The organism is Microbulbifer sp. SE14 (assembly GCF_059834885.1).
This window is the reverse complement of sequence record NZ_JCBAJA010000001.1, coordinates 343,552-365,370: the sequence shown is the minus strand read 5'-3', so window position 1 is coordinate 365,370 and position 21,819 is coordinate 343,552. Positions and strand designations below refer to the sequence as shown.

19 protein-coding genes are annotated in these 21,819 nt (G+C 63.1%); 13 read left to right on the top strand and 6 right to left on the bottom strand.

From position 1 onward, the window contains the following. Positions 1 to 311 precede the first annotated feature (311 nt). The 3 genes from hisG (at position 312) to AC6R19_RS01525 (ending at position 3,537) form a co-directional block, all read left to right on the top strand. Positions 312 to 941 carry an ATP phosphoribosyltransferase gene (gene hisG, locus AC6R19_RS01535; protein WP_500577712.1) on the top strand — a complete coding sequence of 210 codons (630 nt, stop codon included), beginning with the start codon at positions 312 to 314 and terminating at the stop codon, positions 939 to 941. Between the two features lie 16 nt (positions 942 to 957). Beyond that, positions 958 to 2,265: a histidinol dehydrogenase gene (hisD, locus tag AC6R19_RS01530; RefSeq protein ID WP_500577711.1), complete on the top strand. Its 1,308-nt coding sequence runs from the start codon at positions 958 to 960 to the stop codon at positions 2,263 to 2,265. An 87-nt stretch (positions 2,266 to 2,352) separates the two neighbouring features. Beyond that, on the top strand, positions 2,353 to 3,537 hold the full coding sequence (locus tag AC6R19_RS01525) for a hypothetical protein (RefSeq protein WP_500577710.1): 1,185 nt from the start codon (positions 2,353 to 2,355) through the stop codon (positions 3,535 to 3,537). 33 nt (positions 3,538 to 3,570) lie between these two features. On the opposite strand, the gene AC6R19_RS01520 is transcribed toward AC6R19_RS01525, so the two are convergent. Then, positions 3,571 to 4,005 (bottom strand): nuclear transport factor 2 family protein, encoded by a 435-nt coding sequence (locus AC6R19_RS01520; protein WP_500577709.1) that lies wholly within the window; start codon positions 4,003 to 4,005, stop codon positions 3,571 to 3,573. A 27-nt stretch (positions 4,006 to 4,032) separates the two neighbouring features. After that, complete coding sequence (locus AC6R19_RS01515; RefSeq protein WP_500577708.1) at positions 4,033 to 5,181, bottom strand: S1C family serine protease; 1,149 nt, start codon at positions 5,179 to 5,181, stop codon at positions 4,033 to 4,035. A 133-nt stretch (positions 5,182 to 5,314) separates the two neighbouring features. On the opposite strand from AC6R19_RS01515, the gene sat reads away from it, so the two are divergent. Then, on the top strand, positions 5,315 to 6,505 hold the full coding sequence (gene sat / locus AC6R19_RS01510; protein ID WP_500577707.1) for a sulfate adenylyltransferase: 1,191 nt from the start codon (positions 5,315 to 5,317) through the stop codon (positions 6,503 to 6,505). A gap of 233 nt (positions 6,506 to 6,738) precedes the next feature. Here the strand turns inward: sat and AC6R19_RS01505 are convergent, their stop codons facing one another. Beyond that, entirely contained in the window at positions 6,739 to 7,197 is a 459-nt protein-coding gene (locus tag AC6R19_RS01505; protein ID WP_500577706.1) for a Z-ring associated ZapG family protein, read from the bottom strand. A gap of 200 nt (positions 7,198 to 7,397) precedes the next feature. Between AC6R19_RS01505 and zapE the strand changes: the two genes are divergently transcribed. From zapE to AC6R19_RS01460, 9 genes are all read left to right on the top strand, one after another. Then, positions 7,398 to 8,522, top strand: coding sequence for a cell division protein ZapE (gene zapE / locus AC6R19_RS01500; protein WP_500577705.1), 1,125 nt, complete (start codon positions 7,398 to 7,400; stop codon positions 8,520 to 8,522). A 530-nt stretch (positions 8,523 to 9,052) separates the two neighbouring features. Next, positions 9,053 to 9,481: a 50S ribosomal protein L13 gene (gene rplM / locus AC6R19_RS01495; protein ID WP_500577704.1), complete on the top strand. Its 429-nt coding sequence runs from the start codon at positions 9,053 to 9,055 to the stop codon at positions 9,479 to 9,481. 14 nt (positions 9,482 to 9,495) lie between these two features. Beyond that, positions 9,496 to 9,888: a 30S ribosomal protein S9 gene (rpsI, locus tag AC6R19_RS01490; protein WP_193192076.1), complete on the top strand. Its 393-nt coding sequence runs from the start codon at positions 9,496 to 9,498 to the stop codon at positions 9,886 to 9,888. 305 nt (positions 9,889 to 10,193) lie between these two features. Then, positions 10,194 to 10,793 carry a ubiquinol-cytochrome c reductase iron-sulfur subunit gene (gene petA / locus AC6R19_RS01485; RefSeq protein ID WP_500577703.1) on the top strand — a complete coding sequence of 200 codons (600 nt, stop codon included), beginning with the start codon at positions 10,194 to 10,196 and terminating at the stop codon, positions 10,791 to 10,793. Further along, a complete protein-coding gene (locus AC6R19_RS01480; protein ID WP_500577702.1) occupies positions 10,790 to 12,991 on the top strand; it encodes a ubiquinol-cytochrome c reductase in 2,202 nt (733 codons plus the stop codon). The genes petA and AC6R19_RS01480 overlap by 4 nt, the downstream gene beginning before the upstream one ends. Positions 12,992 to 13,104: 113 nt before the next feature. Continuing rightward, complete coding sequence (locus AC6R19_RS01475; RefSeq protein WP_323845079.1) at positions 13,105 to 13,731, top strand: glutathione S-transferase N-terminal domain-containing protein; 627 nt, start codon at positions 13,105 to 13,107, stop codon at positions 13,729 to 13,731. Between the two features lie 64 nt (positions 13,732 to 13,795). Then, positions 13,796 to 14,191 (top strand): ClpXP protease specificity-enhancing factor, encoded by a 396-nt coding sequence (locus AC6R19_RS01470; protein ID WP_500577716.1) that lies wholly within the window; start codon positions 13,796 to 13,798, stop codon positions 14,189 to 14,191. Positions 14,192 to 14,334: 143 nt separating this feature from the next. Next, entirely contained in the window at positions 14,335 to 15,522 is a 1,188-nt protein-coding gene (locus AC6R19_RS01465; protein WP_500577701.1) for a GGDEF domain-containing protein, read from the top strand. A 308-nt stretch (positions 15,523 to 15,830) separates the two neighbouring features. Further along, positions 15,831 to 16,445 carry a Yip1 family protein gene (locus AC6R19_RS01460; protein ID WP_500577700.1) on the top strand — a complete coding sequence of 205 codons (615 nt, stop codon included), beginning with the start codon at positions 15,831 to 15,833 and terminating at the stop codon, positions 16,443 to 16,445. On the opposite strand, the gene AC6R19_RS01455 is transcribed toward AC6R19_RS01460, so the two are convergent. The 3 genes from AC6R19_RS01455 to AC6R19_RS01445 form a co-directional block, all read right to left on the bottom strand. Further along, complete coding sequence (locus AC6R19_RS01455; protein WP_500577699.1) at positions 16,442 to 17,065, bottom strand: TetR/AcrR family transcriptional regulator; 624 nt, start codon at positions 17,063 to 17,065, stop codon at positions 16,442 to 16,444. The two genes, AC6R19_RS01460 and AC6R19_RS01455, sit on opposite strands and share 4 nt — an antisense overlap. Positions 17,066 to 17,333: 268 nt before the next feature. Next, positions 17,334 to 19,331: an amidohydrolase gene (locus tag AC6R19_RS01450; RefSeq protein WP_500577698.1), complete on the bottom strand. Its 1,998-nt coding sequence runs from the start codon at positions 19,329 to 19,331 to the stop codon at positions 17,334 to 17,336. A gap of 10 nt (positions 19,332 to 19,341) precedes the next feature. After that, positions 19,342 to 21,645, bottom strand: coding sequence for a TonB-dependent receptor (locus tag AC6R19_RS01445; RefSeq protein WP_500577697.1), 2,304 nt, complete (start codon positions 21,643 to 21,645; stop codon positions 19,342 to 19,344). Positions 21,646 to 21,819: the final 174 nt, after the last annotated feature.

The window sequence follows — 21,819 nt, the reverse complement described above, 5'->3', positions numbered from 1 at the left end:
ACTCGGGACTCGGGACTCGGGACTCGGGACTCGGGACTCGGGACTCGGGACTCGGGACTCGGGACTCGGGACTCGGGACTCGGGACTCGGGACTCGGGACTCGGGACTCGGAAAAGAACATCGGAGCCAGATGCGAAAGCCCTGATGCCGGGGAAAGTTTGCGGGACTGTCTGCGAGAGGGACCTCGCAGCCAAGCCTACAGGGACGTATTCACGGCGTGTCCCGCAAACTTTCCCCGGTTGCAGAGCCGCCCGGGAGCTCGCTTACAGGGCCTCCGCACTTGCCGTCAAAGCGATAAAACGATAACCGCCATGCAAATCACCATCGCACTTACCAAGGGAAGAATCCTCAAGGAAACCCTGCCGCTGCTCGCGGCCGCGGGGCTGGAGCCGCTGGAGGACATCTCCAAGAGCCGCAAGCTGATTTTCCCCACCAACCAGGCCGGCGTGCGCCTGCTGATCCTGCGCGGCGTGGACGTGCCCACCTATGTGCAGCACGGCGCCGCGGATATGGGAGTCGCCGGCAAGGACACGCTGCTCGAGCACGGCGCCGACGGCATCTACGAGCCGCTGGACCTGGGCATCGCCCGCTGCCGCCTGATGACCGCCGGTATCAAGGGCGGCGAGCTGCCGCGCGGGCGCATCAAGGTGGCGACCAAGTTCGTGCAGAGTGCCAAGCGCTACTACGCGGCCCAGGGGCGCCAGGCGGATATCATCAAGCTGTACGGCGCCATGGAGCTGGCGCCGCTGATGGACCTGGCCGATGAAATCGTCGATATTGTCGATACCGGTAACACCCTGAAGGCCAACGGCCTCGAAGCCCGTGAAACCATCGCGCATATCAGCAGCCGCCTGATCGTCAACAAGGCGTCGATGAAAATGAAGTACCAGCCCATCAACGCCCTGATAGAAAAGCTCACCGCCGCCGTAAAGACAGACTGACCAGATCAAAATCGCCATGACCACCGACAGCATTCGCCGGCTGAACGCCGCAGACAGGGATTTCGATGCGCAACTGGACCAGCTGCTGGCCTGGGAATCCGTCGCTGACAGCAATGTGGAGGCCACCGTTGCGGAGATACTGCAGCAGGTGCGCGACCGCGGCGACGCCGCGGTGATCGAATACACCAACCGCTTCGACCGCCGCCAGATCGAAAAGGCGAGCGAATTCCAGCTGCCGCAGTCCGAACTGGCCGCCGCCCTGGAGCGCATTCCCACAGAAGAGCGCGCGGCACTGGAGCAGGCCGCCGAGCGGGTGCGCGACTACCACCGCCACCAGCTGCAGGAATCCTGGCGCTACACTGAAGCCGACGGCACAGTGCTCGGCCAGCAGATCACGCCGATGGAGCGGGTCGGGATCTACGTCCCCGGCGGCAAGGCATCTTACCCATCCTCGGTGCTGATGAATGCGATTCCGGCTGTGGTCGCCGGCGTCGATTGCGTAACCATGGTGGTGCCGGCGCCGGACGACCAGCTGAACGACCTGGTGCTGGCCGCTGCGGCCATTGCCGGCGTGGACAGGCTCTACACCATCGGCGGTGCCCAGGCGGTGGCGGCGCTGGCCTACGGCACCCAGTCCGTGACAAAAGTGGACAAGATCGTCGGCCCCGGCAACATCTATGTAGCCGCCGCCAAGCGCGCCGTCTTCGGCCGCGTGGCCATCGACATGATCGCCGGGCCTTCGGAAATCCTGGTGATCTGCGACGGCAAGACCGATCCGGACTGGATCGCCATGGACCTGTTGTCCCAGGCCGAGCACGACCAGCAGGCGCAGTCGATACTGCTGAGCCCGGATACGGAGTTTTTAGATGCGGTGGAGAAGTCGCTGCAGAAACTGCTGGCGGAGCTGCCGCGCCGGGATATCGCCGCCCAGTCGCTGGCGGAGCGGGGTGCACTGATACACGTGGCCTCCATCGACCAGGCCATCGCCGTGTCCAACCGCATAGCGCCGGAGCACCTGGAAGTCTCGGTCGAAGCCCCGGAAAAATACCTGCCGCAGATCCGCCACGCCGGCGCCATCTTCCTCGGCCGCCACACCGCCGAGGCCCTGGGCGACTACTGTGCCGGACCCAACCATGTGCTGCCCACCAGCGGCACCGCGCGCTTCTCCTCGCCTTTGGGCGTCTACGATTTCCAGAAGCGCAGCTCGATCATCCACTGCTCGCCGGAAGGCGCCGACAAGCTGGGGCGTGTGGCCGGAACCCTGGCGCGGGGCGAGGGGCTGGAGGCGCATGCGCGTTCGGCGGAGTATCGAATAGAAGATTGAAATGCCGGGCGTGTGGTACTTTTTCAGGGCGAGTCTGCGAGCTCGTGCTGAAAAGTGCGGAGCCGATTTATCTTGGTGTTTGTAAAAATGAAAAAAACAACGCTGTATTGCTCTTTTGTCCTCATCTTTTTGGTCGTCAGTGGCTGCGCGGCCACCAATAAATTCAGTGTGGCGGAGTATGAGCGGACGATGGACGCGAAGTTTCCGCCGGTTGCGCTCTTCTCCAAGGTCCCCGATGCTGAACTCAAACAGCGCTGCGAAAGCTCCAACAAGGAATCCCTGCTGAGCCAGTGCAGTCTCAACAGCATCGATTATTCAGACGTGTTTCAAGAGCTGAGCCTTTCCGGATTGTTCGAATCGGTACATGTGGCCAACGACGATGTTCCCTATCAGTTGCTGATTTCATCTGCGGTGTACGACAAAACAAGTGCGGCGGAACTGGGGCAGGCGGCCGTTGCCGGTGCTACGCTGATGCTGGCGCCCTTGAGCACCTCGTGGGAGATCCACATAGATGCGGTGCTTACCTGGCATGGACAGTTGATCAGGCGCTACCAGTATGAAATTCCCTTTACGGAAAGCGTCAATCTGTTTACCCAGCCCGGGCGTGGCAGCAAGGACAGGGCTAAAGCCATTGTTTCCCGGTTGATCGCCGGCCTCCAGCAAGATGATGCCTTTTCCCCGGAAATCCTCTATAGCGCGCTGGAGGCCAGTGATTATGGGGAAGAGCTGGAGTTGCCGGAGGCGGTGGGTGAATACCTTTACAGTCCTCTGGTACTTTTCCCGCATCCCTTCCATGGTGCCCAGGCTCGCTATGAGCATAGGCAGTTCCAGTTCGATTTCGTGGATGTGTTCGTCTACCCAATCCCCAACTGGGAGTGGGAAGACGGGAAGGGTACCCTTGCTCGGGAGTCCCTGCGGGTCCGCAAGGAAATGGAATACGTGGAGAAGGAGGGGCAGTGGAAAGACCTTAGCCTGGGCGATGACGCCTGGGAAAACTGGCGTCGGGGCGATGATACGGTGCCGGTGCTGGAGCTGTCCGGTGCATTTACAACGGCAGGCGAAGGCGAGCGCTATCGCACATATACCTACCTGTTCATGCAGAGAGACAAATTCATCAAGGTGCGCGCCTCCTTTACCGGTGAGGGGCGCAGCGAGAAGGATGTGGAGGCGTTCGCGCGCGAGCTGCTGGCGGGCCTGGAGGTGCCGGACGAGTCGCCGTTTATGGCACGGGTGCGAAAAAGCTGGCGGGAGACCCGGCCTCTGCAGCCCTGATCGGGCACGGCCTGCCGCGGGAAACTGGCTGGGCTATGGCCTCTCCGGAATTCTGGTCGCCTGCCAGGCGACCGCCCGCCACTCGCCGTCCCGTTTCACGAAGGTGCCGGTATTGAAGTAGTGGCTGGTCACCATCTCCCCCTTGGACCTGTCTTTTCCCACCAGCCTGAAGGCGACTACCGCGGTGTCGCCGAACAGGCGAATATCCACCTCTTCGCCTCTGTAGCTGGCCGTCACCGGCTCGCCTTTTGCCTCCGTCATGCCCTGCATGATTTCGTCCTTGCCGAAGCGCTTGCCGGAAGAACTGGTGTAAATCAGGTCGTCCGCCCAGAAACGCTGGTGAATACCGGCATCGCCGGCGGCACCGGCGAGGAAATCGTTCAGCAAGGTTGTCAGGTCTTCCCGGTCGCCGGCGCAGGCGGGAGCCGCCAGGGACATCAGGAGGAGGGCGGTTGCAAAGGCGCGCATGGAAATCTCCCTGTTTTATTTGTCTGTTCAGCTGCGGCGCTGGGTCTTGGGTTTTTCCGACACCGTGGCCTCGACCGTGCTGGCCGTGCCGTTGCGCACAAAGGTGATGGATACGGTATCGCCGGGGCGCAGTGTGGCCATGGCGGCGATGCCGCGCAGGCCGTCGTTGATCGGCAGGCCGTCGATATGGGTGATCACGTCACCGGGCTTGAGACCGGCCTGGTGCGCCGGGCCCTGGTTGTAGATGGCTGTGATGATCACGCCGCTGGCCGACGACAGGTTGAATGCGCGGGCCAGCTGCGGGTTCACCGCCTGGGCCTCGATGCCCAGCCAGCCCGGCACCACGCGGCCGTACTCGATGATGTCCTGCATCACCTTGAGGGCGATATTGGCCGGTATCGCGAAACTGATACCGCCGGAATAGCCGGACTGGTTCAGTATCGAGGTGTTGATACCCAGCAGGCGGCCGTGGGCGTCCACCAGGGCGCCGCCGGAGTTGCCGGGGTTCACCGCCGCGTCCGTCTGCAGGAAGTTCTGCAGATAGCCGCCGGCGCCACTGCTGGCCAGGTTGAGGTTGCGCTCGCCGGTGGCGCTGATAATGCCCTGGGTCACCGTCTGCCCGACGCCGAAGGGGTTACCGATGGCCAGCACCACATCGCCTACCTGGGCCTTCTCCGGCTCGCCCACCTCGATGGAAGTGAGCCTGGGCAGCTCCACCTTCAGCACCGCCAGGTCGAAATCCGCGTCCGAGCCCACCAGCTGCGCCTGGGCCTCGCGGCCGTCCGCCAGCAGCACCACAATCGCGTCCGCCTGGTCGACCACATGGTGGTTGGTGAGGATATAGCCATCGTTGCTGACGATGACTCCGGAGCCCAGGTTGGATTGCATCCGCTCCCGCTGCGGCAGGTTCATGCTGTCGAACAGGCGGCGGAACAGTGGGTCGTTGAACAGCGGGTGCTGGCGCTCGGGCACAGCCTTGCGGGTGTAGATGTTCACCACCGCGGGGCCCGCCAGGCTCACAGCGCGGGCATAGGAAACCGGGCCCTGCCACTCGTCCGCGGCGGGGGCCGGCGTGCCGTCGCGCAGCTGCGGAAACAGCAACAGCAGCAGCGCCGCCATCGCCAGGCCGATACCGGTGGGCACCGCCCAGTCTTGTAGAAAACGCTTCAGGGACACTCTCGACTCCTCGATTTGCGGCCATTATACATGCCCCCGGCCCTCCGGGACCGTTGGTCATCGCCCGCAGATCCGTATAATGTCGGGCTCAAATTTCAGTGACCTACCAGCATTTCTGTATTTGGAGACCTCTATGTCCCTGGTTCGCCCTCACGGCAGCGTGGAGCTGCAGCCCCGGTTTGTGTACGACAGCGAAAGGCATCACCAGCTGATCCACGAGGCGGAGTCCCTGCCGTCGATCGTGGTCAGCTCCGCGGCGGCGGCCAATGCGGTGATGCTGGGCGCCGGCTACTTCAACCCGCTGCACGGCTATATGAACCTGGCGGACGCCCTGAGCGTGGCCGAGACGCTGCGCACGGTGGACGGTCTCTTCTGGCCGGTGCCGGTCGTGAACCTGGTGGAGGACACCAGCGCTATCGAGGGTGCCTCCCGCATCGCCCTGCGCGACCCGAATGTGGAGGGCAATCCGGTACTGGCGGTCATGGACGTGCAGAGCATAGAGACGGTATCCGAGGAGCAGATGGATACCATGGTGGAGCATGTGTTCGGCACCCTGGACGGGAAGCACCCGGGCGTGGCCACCTTCAGGTCCGCCGGTCGCAAGCTGATCTCCGGCCCCATCGAGGTGCTGAACTTCAGCTACTTCCAGAGCGACTTCCCGGACACCTTCCGCACCGCGGTGGAAATCCGCCACGAATTCGCCGAGCGCGGCTGGAACAAGGTGGTGGCCTTCCAGACCCGTAACCCGATGCACCGCGCCCACGAGGAGCTGTGCAAAATGGCACTGGACGGTGTCGATGCCGACGGCGTGCTGATCCATATGTTGCTGGGCCAACTGAAGCCGGGCGACATCCCCGCGCCGGTGCGCGATGCCTCCATCCGCAAGATGGTGGAACTGTATTTCCCGGCCAATACCGTGATGGTGACCGGCTACGGCTTCGACATGCTCTACGCCGGTCCGCGCGAGGCGGTACTGCACGCGGTCTTCCGCCAGAACTGCGGCTGCAGTCACCTGATCGTCGGCCGCGACCACGCCGGGGTGGGGGACTACTACGGCGCCTTCGACGCCCAGACCATCTTCGATGAAAAAGTACCGGAGGGGGCCCTGGAGATCGAAATCTTCCGCGCCGACCACACGGCCTACTCAAAAAAGCTGAATAAGGTGGTGATGATGCGCGATGTGCCGGACCACACCAAGGAGGACTTTATCCTGCTGTCCGGCACCAAGGTGCGCGAGATGCTGGGTGACGGCATCGCGCCGCCGCCGGAATTCTCCCGGCCGGAAGTGGCGCAGATTCTGATGGATTACTACCAGAAGCTGTAGGTTTTTTTGGGGCGGGAAGAAATACCGGCGCCGGATGCGAAGGCCCTGCTGCCGGGGGCTGTTTGGGGAAAGCGCCTGCGGCCAGTAAAGAGACCGATGAGGCTTTTTCCCAAATAGCCACCGGCAGCAGGGCCGCCCAGGCCTCTTTTGCTGGTAGCAGGGGGCGAGTAGAGGCGCGCCCGTAAATAAAAAGGGCGGGGTGATCCCGCCCTTTTCACTGTCCGCTTTCCCGCTTAGCGGGTCGCCGCCCGCTCCGAGCCGCCGACCGCCTCCTTGTCGAGGCCGAAGTCCTCCGCCAGGGTGCCCTTGGCGCCCGGCTCCTTCGGTGCCCAGTCCCGCGGCGGCGCCACGTTCTGTAGGCTTTCGTCGTTTTCGCTCAGCTTGCCGCTGCCGGCCTCCAGCATCTGCCGGCCGATATCCTGGCTGGACAGGCGCAGGGCGCTGTTGGCCAGGTATTCGTGCACTTCCCGATAGCTCTCGGTCAGATTGTGAACCAGCTGGGCTGTCTGGTCGAAGTGTTCATTGACCTGTAGCTGGAAGTCCTCCAGCTTCTGGTTGGCCTCCTGAAGGCGCAGTTCCAGCTCCTGGCTGCGATCCACGCCGCCGCGGCCGCGTACGGCCAGGAAGGCGAGCAGGGCACCCAGCGCCAGGCCGAGGATACCTACCAGAATCAATACCGATGTAGAGTGCACTAATACTTCCTCCTCAAATAAATGACAGCAGCGGCCATCCGTGACTCGGATCACTGGCCGACGGACCAATGCCGGGTTAAGAGTATACGCGAATAGTGGCGTTCCGTCGGGTTTGGCGTCTAGTCGGTCAGCCGGGGAATTTGGTAGAGTGGCGCCCCTCGCAACTACCCCTAGATCAGGCAGTCGATTCCCCCACAGTCATGTCTTCAGCCAGCCCGCCACTCCTTTCACCGCTAGAGCGCTATCAGCGCGACCTGCAGCGCCCCGATTTTGTCGCAGACCCGGCACAGGCGTCGGCGGTGCAGGAGTTGCAGGATCTCTACTCGCGCCTGCTGCAGAGGGTGGGGCGGGGCGGCCTGTTCGGCCGTATCCGCAAGCTGTGGCGGGATCAGGCGGAGCCGGAGCGTGGCCTCTACTTCTGGGGTGGCGTCGGCCGCGGCAAGACCTACCTGATGGATGCCTTCTTCGAGTCGCTGCCGTTTGCGCAGAAACAGCGCACCCACTTCCACCGCTTCATGCGCGAGGTGCACCGGGAGCTGAAGGTGCTGGCGGGGGAAAAGAACCCGCTGGAGCAGGTGGCGGACCGCATAGCCGTGCGGGCGCGGGTGCTGTGTTTCGACGAGTTCTTCGTCTCCGATATCACCGATGCGATGATCCTCGCCAACCTGCTGGACGCGCTCTTCCGCCGCGGTGTCACCCTGGTGGCCACCTCCAATATTGAGCCCGAGGGGCTGTATAGGGACGGTCTGCAGCGGGCCCGCTTCCTGCCGGCCATCGCTTTGTTGAAGCGGCACACCAAGGTGGTCAACGTGGACGGCGGTACCGACTACCGCCTGCGCGCGCTGGAGATGGCGGAGCTGTACCATTCGCCGCTGGACGCCGCGGCGGACTCCAGTCTCGCGCGCAGCTTCGCCAGCCTGAGCGTGGAGGGCTGCGAGGTGCGGGAGAAGGTGGATCTGGATATCGAAGGGCGCCGCATCCGCGCGCTGAGGGTCGCGGACGACGTGGCCTGGTTCGATTTCAGCGACCTCTGCGACGGGCCCCGCTCCCAGAACGACTATATAGAGCTGGCGCGGGAGTTCCACACGGTACTGCTGGCGGAGGTGCCGCGCTTCGACGAGCGCATGGAATCCCAGGCGCGGCGCTTTATCAACCTGGTGGACGAGTTCTACGACCGCTGTGTCAAGCTGGTGATCTCCGCGGAGGTGCCGGCGGAGCGGCTGTACGGCGGCAAGCACCTGAGGTTCGAGTTTGAGCGGACGGTCAGTCGGCTGTTGGAGATGCAGTCTCACGAGTACCTGGCTCGTCCTCACCGGCCTGAGTGAGTTGCTTCGGGTGGTGGTTCCCAGGTGCCAGTAAGAGGGTGTTGGGGCGGCCCTGCTGCCGGTGGCCTTTCGCGGGACACGGGCTAGGCGCCCCCCCTAAATACATCCTTGTAGGCTTGGCGGCCGGGTCCCTCCGGCCGACAGCCCCGCGAAAGGCCCCCGGCATCAGGGCCTTCGCGTCGAATTTCCGGAATTTGATTGGCCGCTGGATAAGAATTTCAAGGTTCAATGCGAAGGCGCCGATTCCGGTAACCGTTTGCGGGGCTGTCTGCGAGAGGGACCTCGCGGACAAGCCTACAGGGATGTATTTAGGGGGGGCGCCTAGCCCGTGTCCCGCAAACGGTTACCGGAAGCGGCGCCGCCTCTGAATCAGCTTACTAGCATCCGGGGCTAGGGCTGCCCAGGAAAGGTAGATGGGACCCGGAAGGAACCGCCCAAAATCGCTTGAAAAGCATACACTCCTTATGTACTATCCGCGCTCTTTCGTGGGACGGCCCCATTTCCGGGGTCTTATTACAGGTGTTTATAACATGAAGACTTACAGTGCCAAGCCGGAAGCGGTAAAACGCGACTGGTTCATTGTCGACGCTGCGGACAAGACTCTCGGCCGTATTTCCGCCGAGATCGCCCACCGCCTGCGCGGCAAGCACAAGCCTGAGTATACGCCCCACGTGGACACTGGCGATTACATCATTGTGATCAACGCCGAGAAGGTCCGCGTGACCGGCAACAAGGCCAAAGACAAGATCTACCACAGCCACTCCGGCTACCCCGGTGGTCTCAAGTCCATCAGCTTCGAGAAGCTGATCGAGAAAGCGCCCGAGCGCACCATTCAAAGCGCCGTAAAAGGCATGCTGCCGAAAGGTCCGCTGGGTCGCGCCATGTTCAAGAAGCTGAAAGTGTACAGCGGCGGCGAACATCCTCACGCGGCGCAACAGCCGATTGAACTGGCGATCTAAGGGGGAAGACTCAGATGGCAACTACTCAATATTACGGCACCGGCCGCCGCAAGACCTCGACCGCTCGCGTATTCATCGAGCAGGGCGAGGGCAAGATCACCGTGAACGGCCGCACCCTGGACGAATACTTCGGTCGTGAAGTGGCGCGCATGATCGTGCGCCAGCCGCTCGAGCAGGTCGACATGGTGGAAAAATTCGATATCAACGTCACTGTAAAGGGCGGTGGTTCCTTCGGTCAGGCGGGTGCTATCCGTCACGGCCTGACCCGCGCCCTGATGCAGTACGATGAGGCGCTGCGCCAGCCGTTGCGCGCCGCGGGCTACGTAACCCGCGACGCCCGCGCCGTGGAGCGTAAGAAAGTGGGTCTGCGCAAAGCGCGTAAGAAGCCGCAATTCTCCAAGCGTTAAGCTTTCTTCAAGCCCGGCAATTGCCGGGCTTTTTTTGCCTCCAAATTTGCCTGGCGCCGAACACTTCTTGTCATTTCTGCTTATTTTCTCGCCAGTTCGCCGCGGTATTCCCGACGTTCCCGGCCGTCATTGCCTTGTATCAATTTGGCATTTTCTTTAACATTGCGCGAATTTGTATCCGCGTGATTTATGGGGTTTATCCGCACCGGCAGTTCGCCGGCGGGAAACTTCTTGCAGGATTTTTTTGGGTTTGGGCCAGCGAGTCTCAGGTGAATCCTGAAGCGCTGTGATGGGAGAAATACGTCATGAGTGATGACGGTGTAAATGTAGGACGGCGCCGCTTCCTGACCGCCGCTACCTCGGTTGTCGGTGGCGCGGGCGCGGTGGGTGTTGCCGTGCCCTTCGTCGCATCCTGGAATCCGAGTGCCAAGGCCAAGGCCGCCGGCGCGCCGGTCAAATACAATATCAGCAAGCTCGAGCCGGGCCAGATGGTAACAGTGGAGTGGCGCGGCAAACCGGTCTATGTGGTACGCCGCACCGAGGAGGTGCTGCAGAACCTGGAGAAGGTGACCCCGCTGCTGCGCGACCCCAACTCCGAAGAGTCCATTCAACCCCCTTACGTGAATCCGGAGAACCGCGCGATCAAGCCAAAGCTGCTGGTACTGGTCGGCCTGTGTACCCATCTGGGCTGCGCGCCCATGTACCGCCCGGAGGTGGGCGCTGCCGACCTCGGTGGCGACGAGTGGATGGGCGGTTTCTTCTGTCCCTGCCACGGCTCCAAGTACGACCTGGCCGGCCGTGTCTACAAGGGCGTGCCTGCACCCACCAACCTGGATGTGCCGCCCTATGCCTATGAGGGCGACGACGTAATCGTAATCGGCGTGGATCAGGAGGGCAGCGCATGAACTGGTTAACTGCACTGGGTGACTGGATCGATCAGCGTCTGCCCATCTACGAAGCCTGGGACAGGCACATGGGCAAGTACTATGCGCCCAAAAACTTCAACGTCTGGTACTTCTTCGGCGTCTTCTCGCTGCTGGTGCTGGTCAACCAGCTGCTCACCGGCATCTGGCTGGTGATGAGCTACAACCCCTCCGCCGAGGGTGCCTTCGCCTCCGTCGAGTACATCATGCGCGACGTCGAGTGGGGCTGGCTGATCCGCTACCTGCACTCCACCGGCGCTTCGGCGTTTTTCGTGGTGGTCTACCTGCACATGTTCCGCGGCCTGATGTACGGCTCCTACAAGCCGCCGCGGGAACTGGTGTGGATCTTTGGCATGTGCATCTACCTGGTGCTGATGGCCGAGGCCTTTATGGGTTACGTACTGCCCTGGGGACAGATGTCCTACTGGGGGGCCCAGGTGATCGTATCCCTGTTCGGCGCCATACCGGTCATCGGCGAGGACCTGGTGCAGTGGATCCGCGGCGACTACCTGATCTCCGGCATCACCCTGACCCGCTTCTTCTCCCTGCACGTGATCGCGCTGCCGCTGGTGCTGGTACTGCTGGTGGTGCTGCATATCCTGGCGCTGCACGAGGTGGGTTCCAATAACCCGGACGGCGTCGAGATCAAGAAGAACAAGGACGAGAACGGCATTCCGAAAGACGGCGTGCCCTTCCACCCCTACTACACGGTGCACGACCTGGTGGGCGTGGCGGTGTTCCTGTTCATCTTCTGTACCGTGGTGTTCTTCTTCCCGGAAATGGGCGGTTTCTTCCTCGAGCACGCGAACTTTGAAGAGGCCAACCCGCTGAAGACGCCGGAGCATATCGCCCCCGTCTGGTACTTCACCCCCTTTTACGCGGTACTGCGCGCGGTGACCATCGACATAGGCCCGCTGACCGCCAAGTTCCTCGGCCTGGTGGCCATGGGCGCGGCCATCGCGATACTGTTCGTACTGCCCTGGCTGGACAAGAGCCCGGTGCGCTCCATCCGCTACAAGGGCTGGCTGCCCAAGGGGCTGCTGCTGCTGTTCGCCGCGGTGTTCATCATCCTCGGCTACCTGGGGGTTAAGTCCCCGACCCCGGGGCGCAACTTCCTGGCCCAGGTGGCGACCCTGTTCTACTTCGCCTTCTTCGTGACCATGCCCATCTGGAGCAACCCGAAGGAGCGCAAGGGCATGGCCTCCTGGATAGTGAGCGGCGTATTCGCGGTGCTCTTCCTGTGGATGGCGGTCAGCAACTTCAAGGCCAGCCTGTTCGTCGGCGTGGCGGCCCTGCTGCTGGCGGCCTTCTTTGCCGCACTGCCCTGGCTGACCGGCCGCGATGAGGTGCACCCGGAGCCCGAGCGGGTTACCAGCCCCTCCGGTGAGAAGACCTTCGGCGTGCTGTTTATCGGCCTGGTCATCGTCGGCCTGCTGGCGTTCCTGCCGATCAAGGCGGTGGGCGCCGAAAGCGGTGTCGAGCTGGACCAGATCAATATCGACCTGCAGGACAAGCCGTCCCTGCAGCGCGGCGCCAAGTATTTCGTCAACTACTGCATGGGCTGCCACAGCGCCAATTTCTCCCGCTGGGAGCGGGTGGCCACCGACCTGGGCATCCCCAGCGAGCTGATGATGCAGAACCTGGTGCTGGGCGACGACAAAATCGGCGACCTGATGCAGATCTCCATGCGCCCGGACGACTCCAAGGTCTGGTTCGGCGCCGCGCCGCCGGACCTGACCCTGGTTGCCCGCGCCCGGTCCCCGGAATGGCTCTACACTTACCTGCGCAGTTTCTACAAGGACGACAGCCGCCCGACCGGCGTCAACAACAAGGTGTTTCCGAGCGTGGCCATGCCCCACGTGCTGATGGAACTGCAGGGGCTGCCGGAGTGCGCGCCGGGCCCGAAGCGCGAACACGGTCACACGGTGCGCGACGAACTGGGTAACCCGATCATGGATGCCGACTGTGGCAGCCTGAAAGTGGGTAATATCAAAGGCTCCATGGATGAGGCCCAGTTCGACCAGGCCATGTACGACCTGGTGAACTTTATGGAGTACATCGCCGAGCCGATGGCGGAAGACCGCAAGCGCATCGGCTTCTATGTGCTGGCATTTATCCTGGTGTTCTTTATCTTCGCCTGGCTGCTGAACCGCGAATACTGGAAAGACGTGCAGCACTGAGCTGATTGTCGAATTCTCATTACCGGGTGGTGGGGCTGCTCCGCCGCCCTTTTTATGTTTTTGGATCTACGGTTGGCGCAACAGCCAACCGACTAGTTTGAGGTAGTTAGAAGATGGGTGTGCCGACCAACAAGCGCTCCTCCATGACCTTCTTTTCCGATGGTCGCAGTCATTACAGCCACCGGGTGCGCATAGTGCTCGCGGAGAAGGGGGTCTCCGTCGATATCATCGATGTGGACCCGGACGACAAGCCCGCGGAGCTGGCCGACCTCAATCCGTACAACTCCCTGCCCACCCTGGTGGACCGCGAGCTGGTGCTGTTCGAGACCAAGGTGATGATGGAGTACCTCGACGAGCGCTTCCCGCACCCGCCGCTGCTGCCGGTTTACCCGGTGGCGCGCGCCCAGAGCCGCCAGATCATGTACCGCATCGAGCGCGACTGGTGCCCGCTGGTGGAGAAGATCCTGGCCGGTGGCAAAGATGTCGCCGCGGCGCGCAAGGACCTGCGCGACAGCCTGGTGGGCATTGCGCCGATGTTCACCGACCTGCCGTACTTCTTCAACGAGGAGTTCTCCCTGGTAGACTGCTGTATGGCCCCACTGCTGTGGCGCCTGGAGCAGTTCGAGATCAGCCTGCCGAAGACCAAGCAGGCCAAGCCGCTGCTGGATTACATGGATCGCCTCTTCGCCCGTGAGGCCTTCCAGCAGAGCCTGACCGAGTACGAGCGGGAAATGCGCTGAGGGCAGCCTTGAGCAGGAGAAATGCAGCCTTGAGCCAGGAGAGAAATAGGTGAGTAAACCGGTCATGACATCCAACCGCCCGTACATTCTGCGGGCCTTCTACGAGTGGATAACCGACAACCGGTGCACTCCCTATATCCTCGTCGACACCCACCTGCCCGGCGTGCTGGTGCCGCAGCAGCATGTCAACGAAGACGGGCAGATAGTGCTGAACATCTCCGAGACGGCGGTGGCCGGCCTCACGATGGACAACTACGCCATCCGCTTCAACGCCCGTTTCGGCGGCGTGCCCACCGATATCCAGGTGCCGGTGGGCGCGGTGGTCGGCATCTATGCGCGGGAGAACGGCCAGGGCATGGTGTTCGAGGCGGAGGAGACGCCGGAACCGCCGGAGCCCACCCCGCCCACCAGCCTGGGCCGCAAGTCCGCGAAGAAGCCGGCACTGCGCGTGGTCAAGTAGTGGTCAGTGAGAAAAGTGGTGAGTGGTCGGCGGTCAATTCCACTGACCACTCAAGAGATCTGCGATTCATTCCCCCCGGCGCCCCGATCATCCGCGTATAATCAGCGGCAAATTTCACGCTCTGCCACCTTATGCCGCGATATATGCAGTGGCTGCGCTACAGCTGGCTGCCGGCCGTCACGCTGGCAGCTTTCGCCGCGCAGTATCTCTCCTGGCTTGATTTCCAATCCCTGCTGACAGCGCAGCTGCCGCTGGCGCTACTCGGCACCGCGCTGGTGCTGGGCACTTTTTTCAAATCCAGCCGGGTGGCATTTTCCGCCGCCTTGATTCTGGTTCTCTATATGGGCGTCGACTCCTTCCCCTGGTTGCGCCAGGGCGTCATGTTTCCCCTGTGCCTGGGGTTGGCGGCACTCAATATCGCCCTGATCGCCTTTACCCGGGACCGGAGTCCGCTGAGTGGTTTCGGCGTATTGCTGCTGTTGGCGTTGTTGGGGCAGGGGGCGGGACTGTTCCTGCTGCAGGACTCGCCGCTTGCCGGCGACTGGTCCGCGCAGCTGGCGCTGCCGCTGCACCCCGGCATCGAAATTCAGGTCCACACGGCGCCGCTGCTGTTCGCCTCCGCGGCTCTGCTGCTGCTCCTCAGGGTGAGCCTGAGGCCCGAGCATACCGGTATCGGGCTGCTGGTCTGTGCCCTGCTGTTGTTCCTGGCCGGGAACGATGAGTTTGAACCCCGCCAGATGCAGATGGCGGCTTCCGCTGCGGGCCTGCTGCTGACCCTGCTGGTACTGCGCAGCGCCTACGAGCTGGCGTTTCGCGACGAACTCACCGGCATTCCGTCGCGCCGCGCCTACAGCCGTTACCTGCTGACCCTGGGACGTCACTTCAGTATCGCCGTCATCGATATCGACCACTTCAAGAAGCTCAACGACCGCCACGGTCACCAGGTCGGCGACCAGGCCCTGCGCATGGTGGCGGGCAGGATCGCCCGTTTCGGCGGTGGCCGCGCCTTCCGCTACGGTGGCGAGGAGTTCGTGGTGGTGTTCCGCGGCCGCGACCGGGACGGGGCGCTGCAGTCGCTGGAACGGATGCGCGAGAAAATCGCCGACTACCCCCTGAGACTGCGCTCTGCCAACCGCGACTCGGCCGGCGGCGCCAGGGCCCGCCGCCGGCGGGGGCAGGGCGGCGGCAAGGTGATCAAGACGACGGTGAGCGCCGGCATCGCCAGCAGCGGCGGCGGGCTGAAGTCGCCGGATGAGGTGCTGGAGGCCGCGGATCGCGCCCTCTACAAGGCCAAGCGCGGCGGGCGCAACCGCGTCTGTGCGCAGGCCTGATATGAGTCATTCATCTCTTAAAACTCAAGTTTCGGAGTTCACATCGAGGTCTGGGACGCTCCGGGTGGCACTGCGCAAGGCCCTGCTGGCGGTGGTTGCCTGGCAAATATTTACCGATGAGGTTTTTTGCCAGGTAACCACCGCCAGCAGGGCCGCTCGAAGCCATCTCACTCCGGCATTGCCAACCCATGTGAACTCCGAAACTTGAGTTAAAAATGGCGCTTTATTCCTGATTCGGATTGGTTAATCCGCCGCCGGGCCCCGATACTGCAAAACAAGGTAGAGAAGGGACTAGACGGAGAAAGCGCGTGCGACTACTCAGCCACACCATCGGAATATTCACCAATCCCGACAGGGAGTGGAAGGCCATCCGCGCCGACCGCGAGTCCTTCATCCGGGTGTTCCTGAGCCATGTGCCCTTCCTGGCGCTGATTCCCTGTATCGCCGGCTATATAGGCGTGACCCGCTTCGGCTTCCAGATAGGGGATCACCTGGTAAAGCTGACTCCCGGCAGTGCGGCCGCGCTGGCGATAGTGACTTACATCTCCCTGGTGGTGGGTGTCTACCTGTTCGGTGAGTTTATCAACTGGATGGCCAGGTCCTACGGCGTCGAGGACGACGAGCCCAGGCGCCACTACGAGGGCACGGCGCTGGCGGTATTCGTCACCACACCGATTTTTCTCGCCGGCATTGTCAGTATTTACCCCAACCTGTGGCTGAATGCGGCGGTCACCGGGCTGGCCGGTATCTACTCCGTCTACCTGATTTACGAAGGCATTCCGATCCTGATGAACATAAACAAGGAGCAGGCCTTCATGTACGCCGGCGCGGTAATTACCGTGGGGCTGGTGCTCTTGGTGGCGGTGCGTATCGGCGCGGTCATTCTGTGGAGCATGGGGATCGGGCCCGTCTACCAGCACTAACTATCCTGTCGGTGTTTTTGCAGCAATCCGACCTGCATCGCCTGCAAGTCACCCAGTGTGCGTTTGCCCAGGCGGGGGCCCTGGGTCATCACCAGGGTCAGGCCGTAGTGGCCCTGGTTGAGCAATAGCTCGCTGAGGCGCAGTCGCTCCACTCGCGAAGCACCCACCCCAAGCCGCTTCAGCATCCGCGCCTGGAATGTCACCACGAAACGGTCGTGTTCCTCGTCCAATGCCCTGAGTTCAGGGACCTCCATGATCGTCTGCAGCAACAGCGCCAGCCCGCCCTGCGAGCGGTAGACGCCGGCCATTTTTTCCAGGAAACGCTCGACAAAGGCTTCCAGCTCCATGGACTCCAGCGGCCAGCGGGCGATCTCCTCCAGCGCGGCGCGGTTGGCGGCCAGCCACTGCTCGGCGAGGGTGTAGAGAATCGACTGCTTGTTGGGGAAATAGCGGTACAGGGAACCGACGGAAATGCCCAGTTTCTCGCTGATATAGGCGGTGTTGAGTTTTTCCAGCCCCTCCGCCTGCAGTATCTCGATGCTGGCATCCAGAATCTGCTGCCGGCGCTGGCGGGCTCTCTGCTGTTGTGGCTGGTTTCTGCGCTTGACGGCTGCGCTCATGTTGCGGCGTCTCGTTGTTGAGTGCGCCGCATTCAAGCAAGTGTGGGGGGGATAATCAACCCGAGCCCGGGGTCTCCCCGATGCCAGTAAGCTGATCCGGTAGCGGCCCTGCTACCGGGGGCTGTTTGCGGGACACGGGCTAGGCGCCCCCCCTAAATACATCCCTGTAGGCTTGGCGGCGAGGTCCCTCTCGCCGACAGTCCCGCAAACAGCCCCCGGCATCAGGGCCTTCGCATTTCGCTTCGGTGTTTTTCCCCAGGTCCCGGCACTACTGCACCGCCCGATAGACTAACTCGCCATCAAACCAGGTCTGCAGCACCTTGGTTTCGCCGATACGATCCGCCCGGCCCTTTTTCGCCAGCGCCAGTATGTCCCGGTCGAGGAGGATAAAGTCGGCCTTCTTGCCGACTTCCAGCGAGCCGGTCAGGTTCTGCTGGCCCAGCAGGCGGGCGCCGTTGATGGTGTAGGCGTCTATGGCATCCAGAACCGACAGGCCCTGAGCCGGATTGAAGGCACCGGCGCCGGCATCGCGGGTCACCGCGCGCTGGATATTGACGAAGGGGCGCGGATCGTCCGTCTCCACCGGCGCATCGGAACTGGCGGCGACTATGCCACCCGCCTTCAGAATGGCGCCGGCCGGGTAGACGTTGCGGTAGTAGTAATTGTCCTCCCGGTACAGGTCCTGCGGCGACGCCAGCTTCTCGATAAAGGGCACCACCGTCAGGTCGTACTCCGGACTCTTCACCGCCCAGGCGAAGGTAAAGGCCACGGGGATTTTCAGTTGCGCTAGGCGCTCTATATCCCTGTCCGAGGCCAGCTGCATATGGGCGATGCTGTGGCGGTTGACCGGCTCGTCTTCGCCGGAGACCGCGGCTATCGCATCGACCGCGGTGCGCACGGCCCTGTCACCGATCGCATGGAAGTGCACGGCGAAACCGTCCCTGTCCGCCCGCTCGGCAAATTCCTTCACCACCACCTCGCTGGCCAGTAGTGCGCCCTTGCTCTGCCGGCACTGGTCCGGGTGATGGCCGTGTTCGCGCACAAAGGCCTGCACCCGTTCATCACTGAAGGCTGTTTTGGCAGCGCGCACTTCGATGCAGGCCTGCGAGTCCGGGTCCACATAGCCGCGGATATCCAGGCGGTCTTCCTGCAGCCGGTAGATCGGCTGGTGGTAGTCGTGCAGCATGGCCGCGTTGGGCAGGGTGGGCGGCGAGGCCAGCGGATCCCCCTCCAGCACGCCGTCGACAAACAGCTTCAGCGCGTCCGCGCGGACATTGGGTTGCGCGCGGTATTTTTCCCGCGTGACCCTGGCGTCGGCGAAGAGCCTGTCGAAATCCACCCGGCCCTCGCCGTCCCGGTAGTGGGACGGCCACAGCAGTTGCGCCAGGGTGATGCGCAGCGGCACCTTCGGCTGTTCCAGCAGCCGGTCGTAGAGCTTTTGCAGGTTCGGCTCCAGTGCCGCGTCCTGGATGGAGGTGATGCCGAGGCTGTTCAGCCGCTCGGGAATCTGCGCCGCCTGCTCGACATAGAGGTGCAGGTCCGCGGTGATAATGGAGGGGCCGCCGAGCACCTCGATCACATGCTCGTTGATGGCGCCGTTGGGTTCGCCGCGCTCGTCGACGCCGACAAAGGGCTGCAGCTCCGCGAATTCCGATTGCAGCGCTTTCGCCGAGAGTCCCGGCGTGCGGCCGTCGCGGGTCGCCGCCCGGGCCAGGCCGGCGCTGTTGGTGGCGTTGTGGTGGCCGTCGTTGCCGAGCAGCACTATCGGGTGCTTGTCGGAGGCGGCGTCCAGCGCCTCGCGCAGTGAGTGTATGTCGCCACTGGGGAGATTGTTCTCGCTGAAATTCCACTGCCGCACCGCCAGCCAGTCGCCATCTTTAGGTGCAAAGCGCTCCACGCAGCCCCTCACAAACTCGGCGATCTGCGCCAGGTTTTTCGCGGCGCTGTGCAGGTTGCAGCCGTCGTAGCGGATGATGCCGGCGGGGTGGATATGGGTATCGTGCAGGCCCGGCAGCACCAGCTTGCCGTCCAGGTCGATTACCCGGGTTTCCGCCCCTATCCACTCTTTCGCCTCTTCGCTGCTGCCGGTAAACACCAGCCTGTCGCCGCGTACTGCCAGTGCCTCGACCAGATCGCGCCCGGCATTGGCGGTGTAGATCTTGCCGTCCAGCAGCACCGTGTCCGCCGGCTCGGCGGCGCAGGCGATTCCGCTCAGCAGGCCGGCCACTAATGCAGTGATTGGGCCGGCGATCAGTTTTCTATGCATGGTGCCTCCATTATTCCCAGCGGTAGCTGGCTTCTATGGCCCAGCTCAGCGGGCGGGTGGGGGTTTCGACAAAGCTGCCGAGGTCGTCGCCGGTGACCGTGGCGAAATAGGTCTCGTCGGTGAGGTTCCTGCCCACCAGCGCCAGTTCCCAGCGCTCGTCCGCCGGCAGCAGGGACAGGCGCGCGTTCAGCACGCCGTAGCCGTCGTGGCCGTAGGCGGCGTAATCGAGGTTGCTGTTGTAGGCGTCCCGCGGGGATAGCTGATCCCGCCAGCTGTAATTCAGCTGCAGCGCGGCCAGCAGGTCGTCGCCGACGGAAAATTCGTAGCGCGCCTGGGCCGAGTTGCTCCACTCGGGGGCGAAGTTGCGCGGCAGCCCCTCGATGGGGCCCGGCTGGCCGGCCGGGTCCAGGGCGATGGTGTCCGAGTCGGCGATGGTGGCGTCCAGCCAGGCGGCGCCCAGCTGCAGGCTGAGGCCGTCGACGGCCCGCGGCAGCCAGATCACCTCCAGTTCCGCGCCCAGATGCTCGGCGTCGCCCAGGTTGCCGAGGCGGGTAATCGGCAGGCCGGTGGTCTCGCTCAGGGTTTGGGTGAAGCCCTGCACATCGCGGTAGTCGTAGTAGAAGAGGGCGCCGTTGAGGCGCAGGCTGCGCTGGTTCCAGTCCGTCTTGAAGCCCAGTTCGTAGGCGTGGACCGTCTCCTCGCCGTAGGCCTCCAACTCGTCGGCGGAGAAGGCGAAACCGCCGAAGAAGCCGCCGGACTTGAAACCGCGGGTGGCCTTGGCGTAGATCAGCGCGCTGTCGCCGGGCTGCCAGTCGAGGCCGACATGGCCGGACCAGTTGGCATCGAGGGCATAGCCCTTGTCGACGCCGGCGATATAGAAGAAACCTCCGATTCGGTCGTAGTGGTAGCCGTCGCGCAGGCGCTTGTCTTCGGCCGTGTAGCGCAGCGAGCCGCTGAGGCGCCAGCTCTCGGCGAAATACTGCTCCCACTGACCGTAGGCGGCCCAGGATTCGCTGACCTGGGTGAAGCCGCGCTCGGTGATGCCGGGGAATACCAGCCAGTTGTCGCTCAGATCGGCGACGCGGAACTCGTCGACGCTGTCCTCGGCGATGGTGGCACCCAGCAGCCAGCTGCTGTCGCCGCTGCCGCTGGAGACCAGGCGGAATTCCTGTGACCAGGATTCCAGTTCGGTGTGGCCATCCTCGTGCAGCAGGTGCAGGGGCTGGCCGTCGAAGTCGAACACCTGGTTGTTCTGGTACTCGAGGTAGCTGCTGATGGCCGTGAAGGTGGCGAAGCCCAGGTCCCAGTTGAGCTGGCCGTTGAAGCCGCTCCAGTCGTTGTCCAGGGCGTTGATCGGGTTGGACAGCACGGAGCTGCCGTCGCGGTCCTGCGCGGACGGCAGCGGGCCGGGATCCCCCGGGGTCAGCACCCAGGCATTGGTCAGGTTGGCGAGCGCCACGCACTGGTCGGCGTCGGCGTCGGCGCGTCCGGCCCGGGCCGAGGCGCAGAAGTCGCCGCTTTCCGGGTCGTAGAGGGCGCGGGTCAGGTTCAGGGTGGTCTCGGATCTGTCGCGGCCGGTCTCCGCCTTCAGCAGTATTTCCACCTGCTCCGTCGGTGCCCAGAGCCACTGGGCGCGCAGGGCGGAGAAGTCGCGGTCGCCGTACTCGTCGTCCTGTTCAGTCGCCAGGCTGTCCTGCCAGCCGCCGCCCTGATCGGTCATGGCGGCGATACGGAAGGCGCTGGATTCTCCCAGCGAACTGCCTGCGGCCGCCTCCAGGGTGGATCTGCCCCAGCTGCCGTAGGAGGTGGATACCGACGCGTTGAAGTCGCCGTTCAGTTCCGGGCGCGCCGACACCACGCGTACCGCGCCGCCGCTGGTGTTGCGGCCGTAGAGACCGCCCTGGGGCCCCTTGAGCACTTCCACCCGCTCTATATCGAAGAGGCCGATACCGCCCAGCACATTGGAGAAGAGGTACTGCTCGTCGTAGTAGATGGCCGCGGTGGGGGTGTTGTTGGCGTTGAAGTCCGCCAGGCCGACGCCGCGGATCACCCAGGTGGGCTGGCCGGCGCCGCGGTCGTCGTACAGTTCGGCACCGGCGATATGTTCGGTCAGCTCCTGCAGGTTGGAAGCGCCGAGGGATTCCAGCTGCTCGCCGCTGAAGGCGGAGATGGCAATGGGAACTTCCTGCAGACTCTCCGCGCGTTTCTGTGCGGTGACGGTGACCTCTTCGATTTCGTTTGCACGGGCGTTGTCGACTATGGCCGTGGCGACCGCCACGCTCAGTAGCGCCCTGGAAAATTCAATGGCCCCCATGGTTTTGGCCCTCTCTGGTGGTTGTGATTATTGGATTTATGACAACTGCAGATAAACCGAATGTTTATTCAGTTATTCCACGATAAGAGCTGACTCGTGGTTAAGTCAATATTGAAAATCTTTGAATCTGTATCTATCTGTTTTTACAGTATTTTTTATTTTTAAATAGTGAGG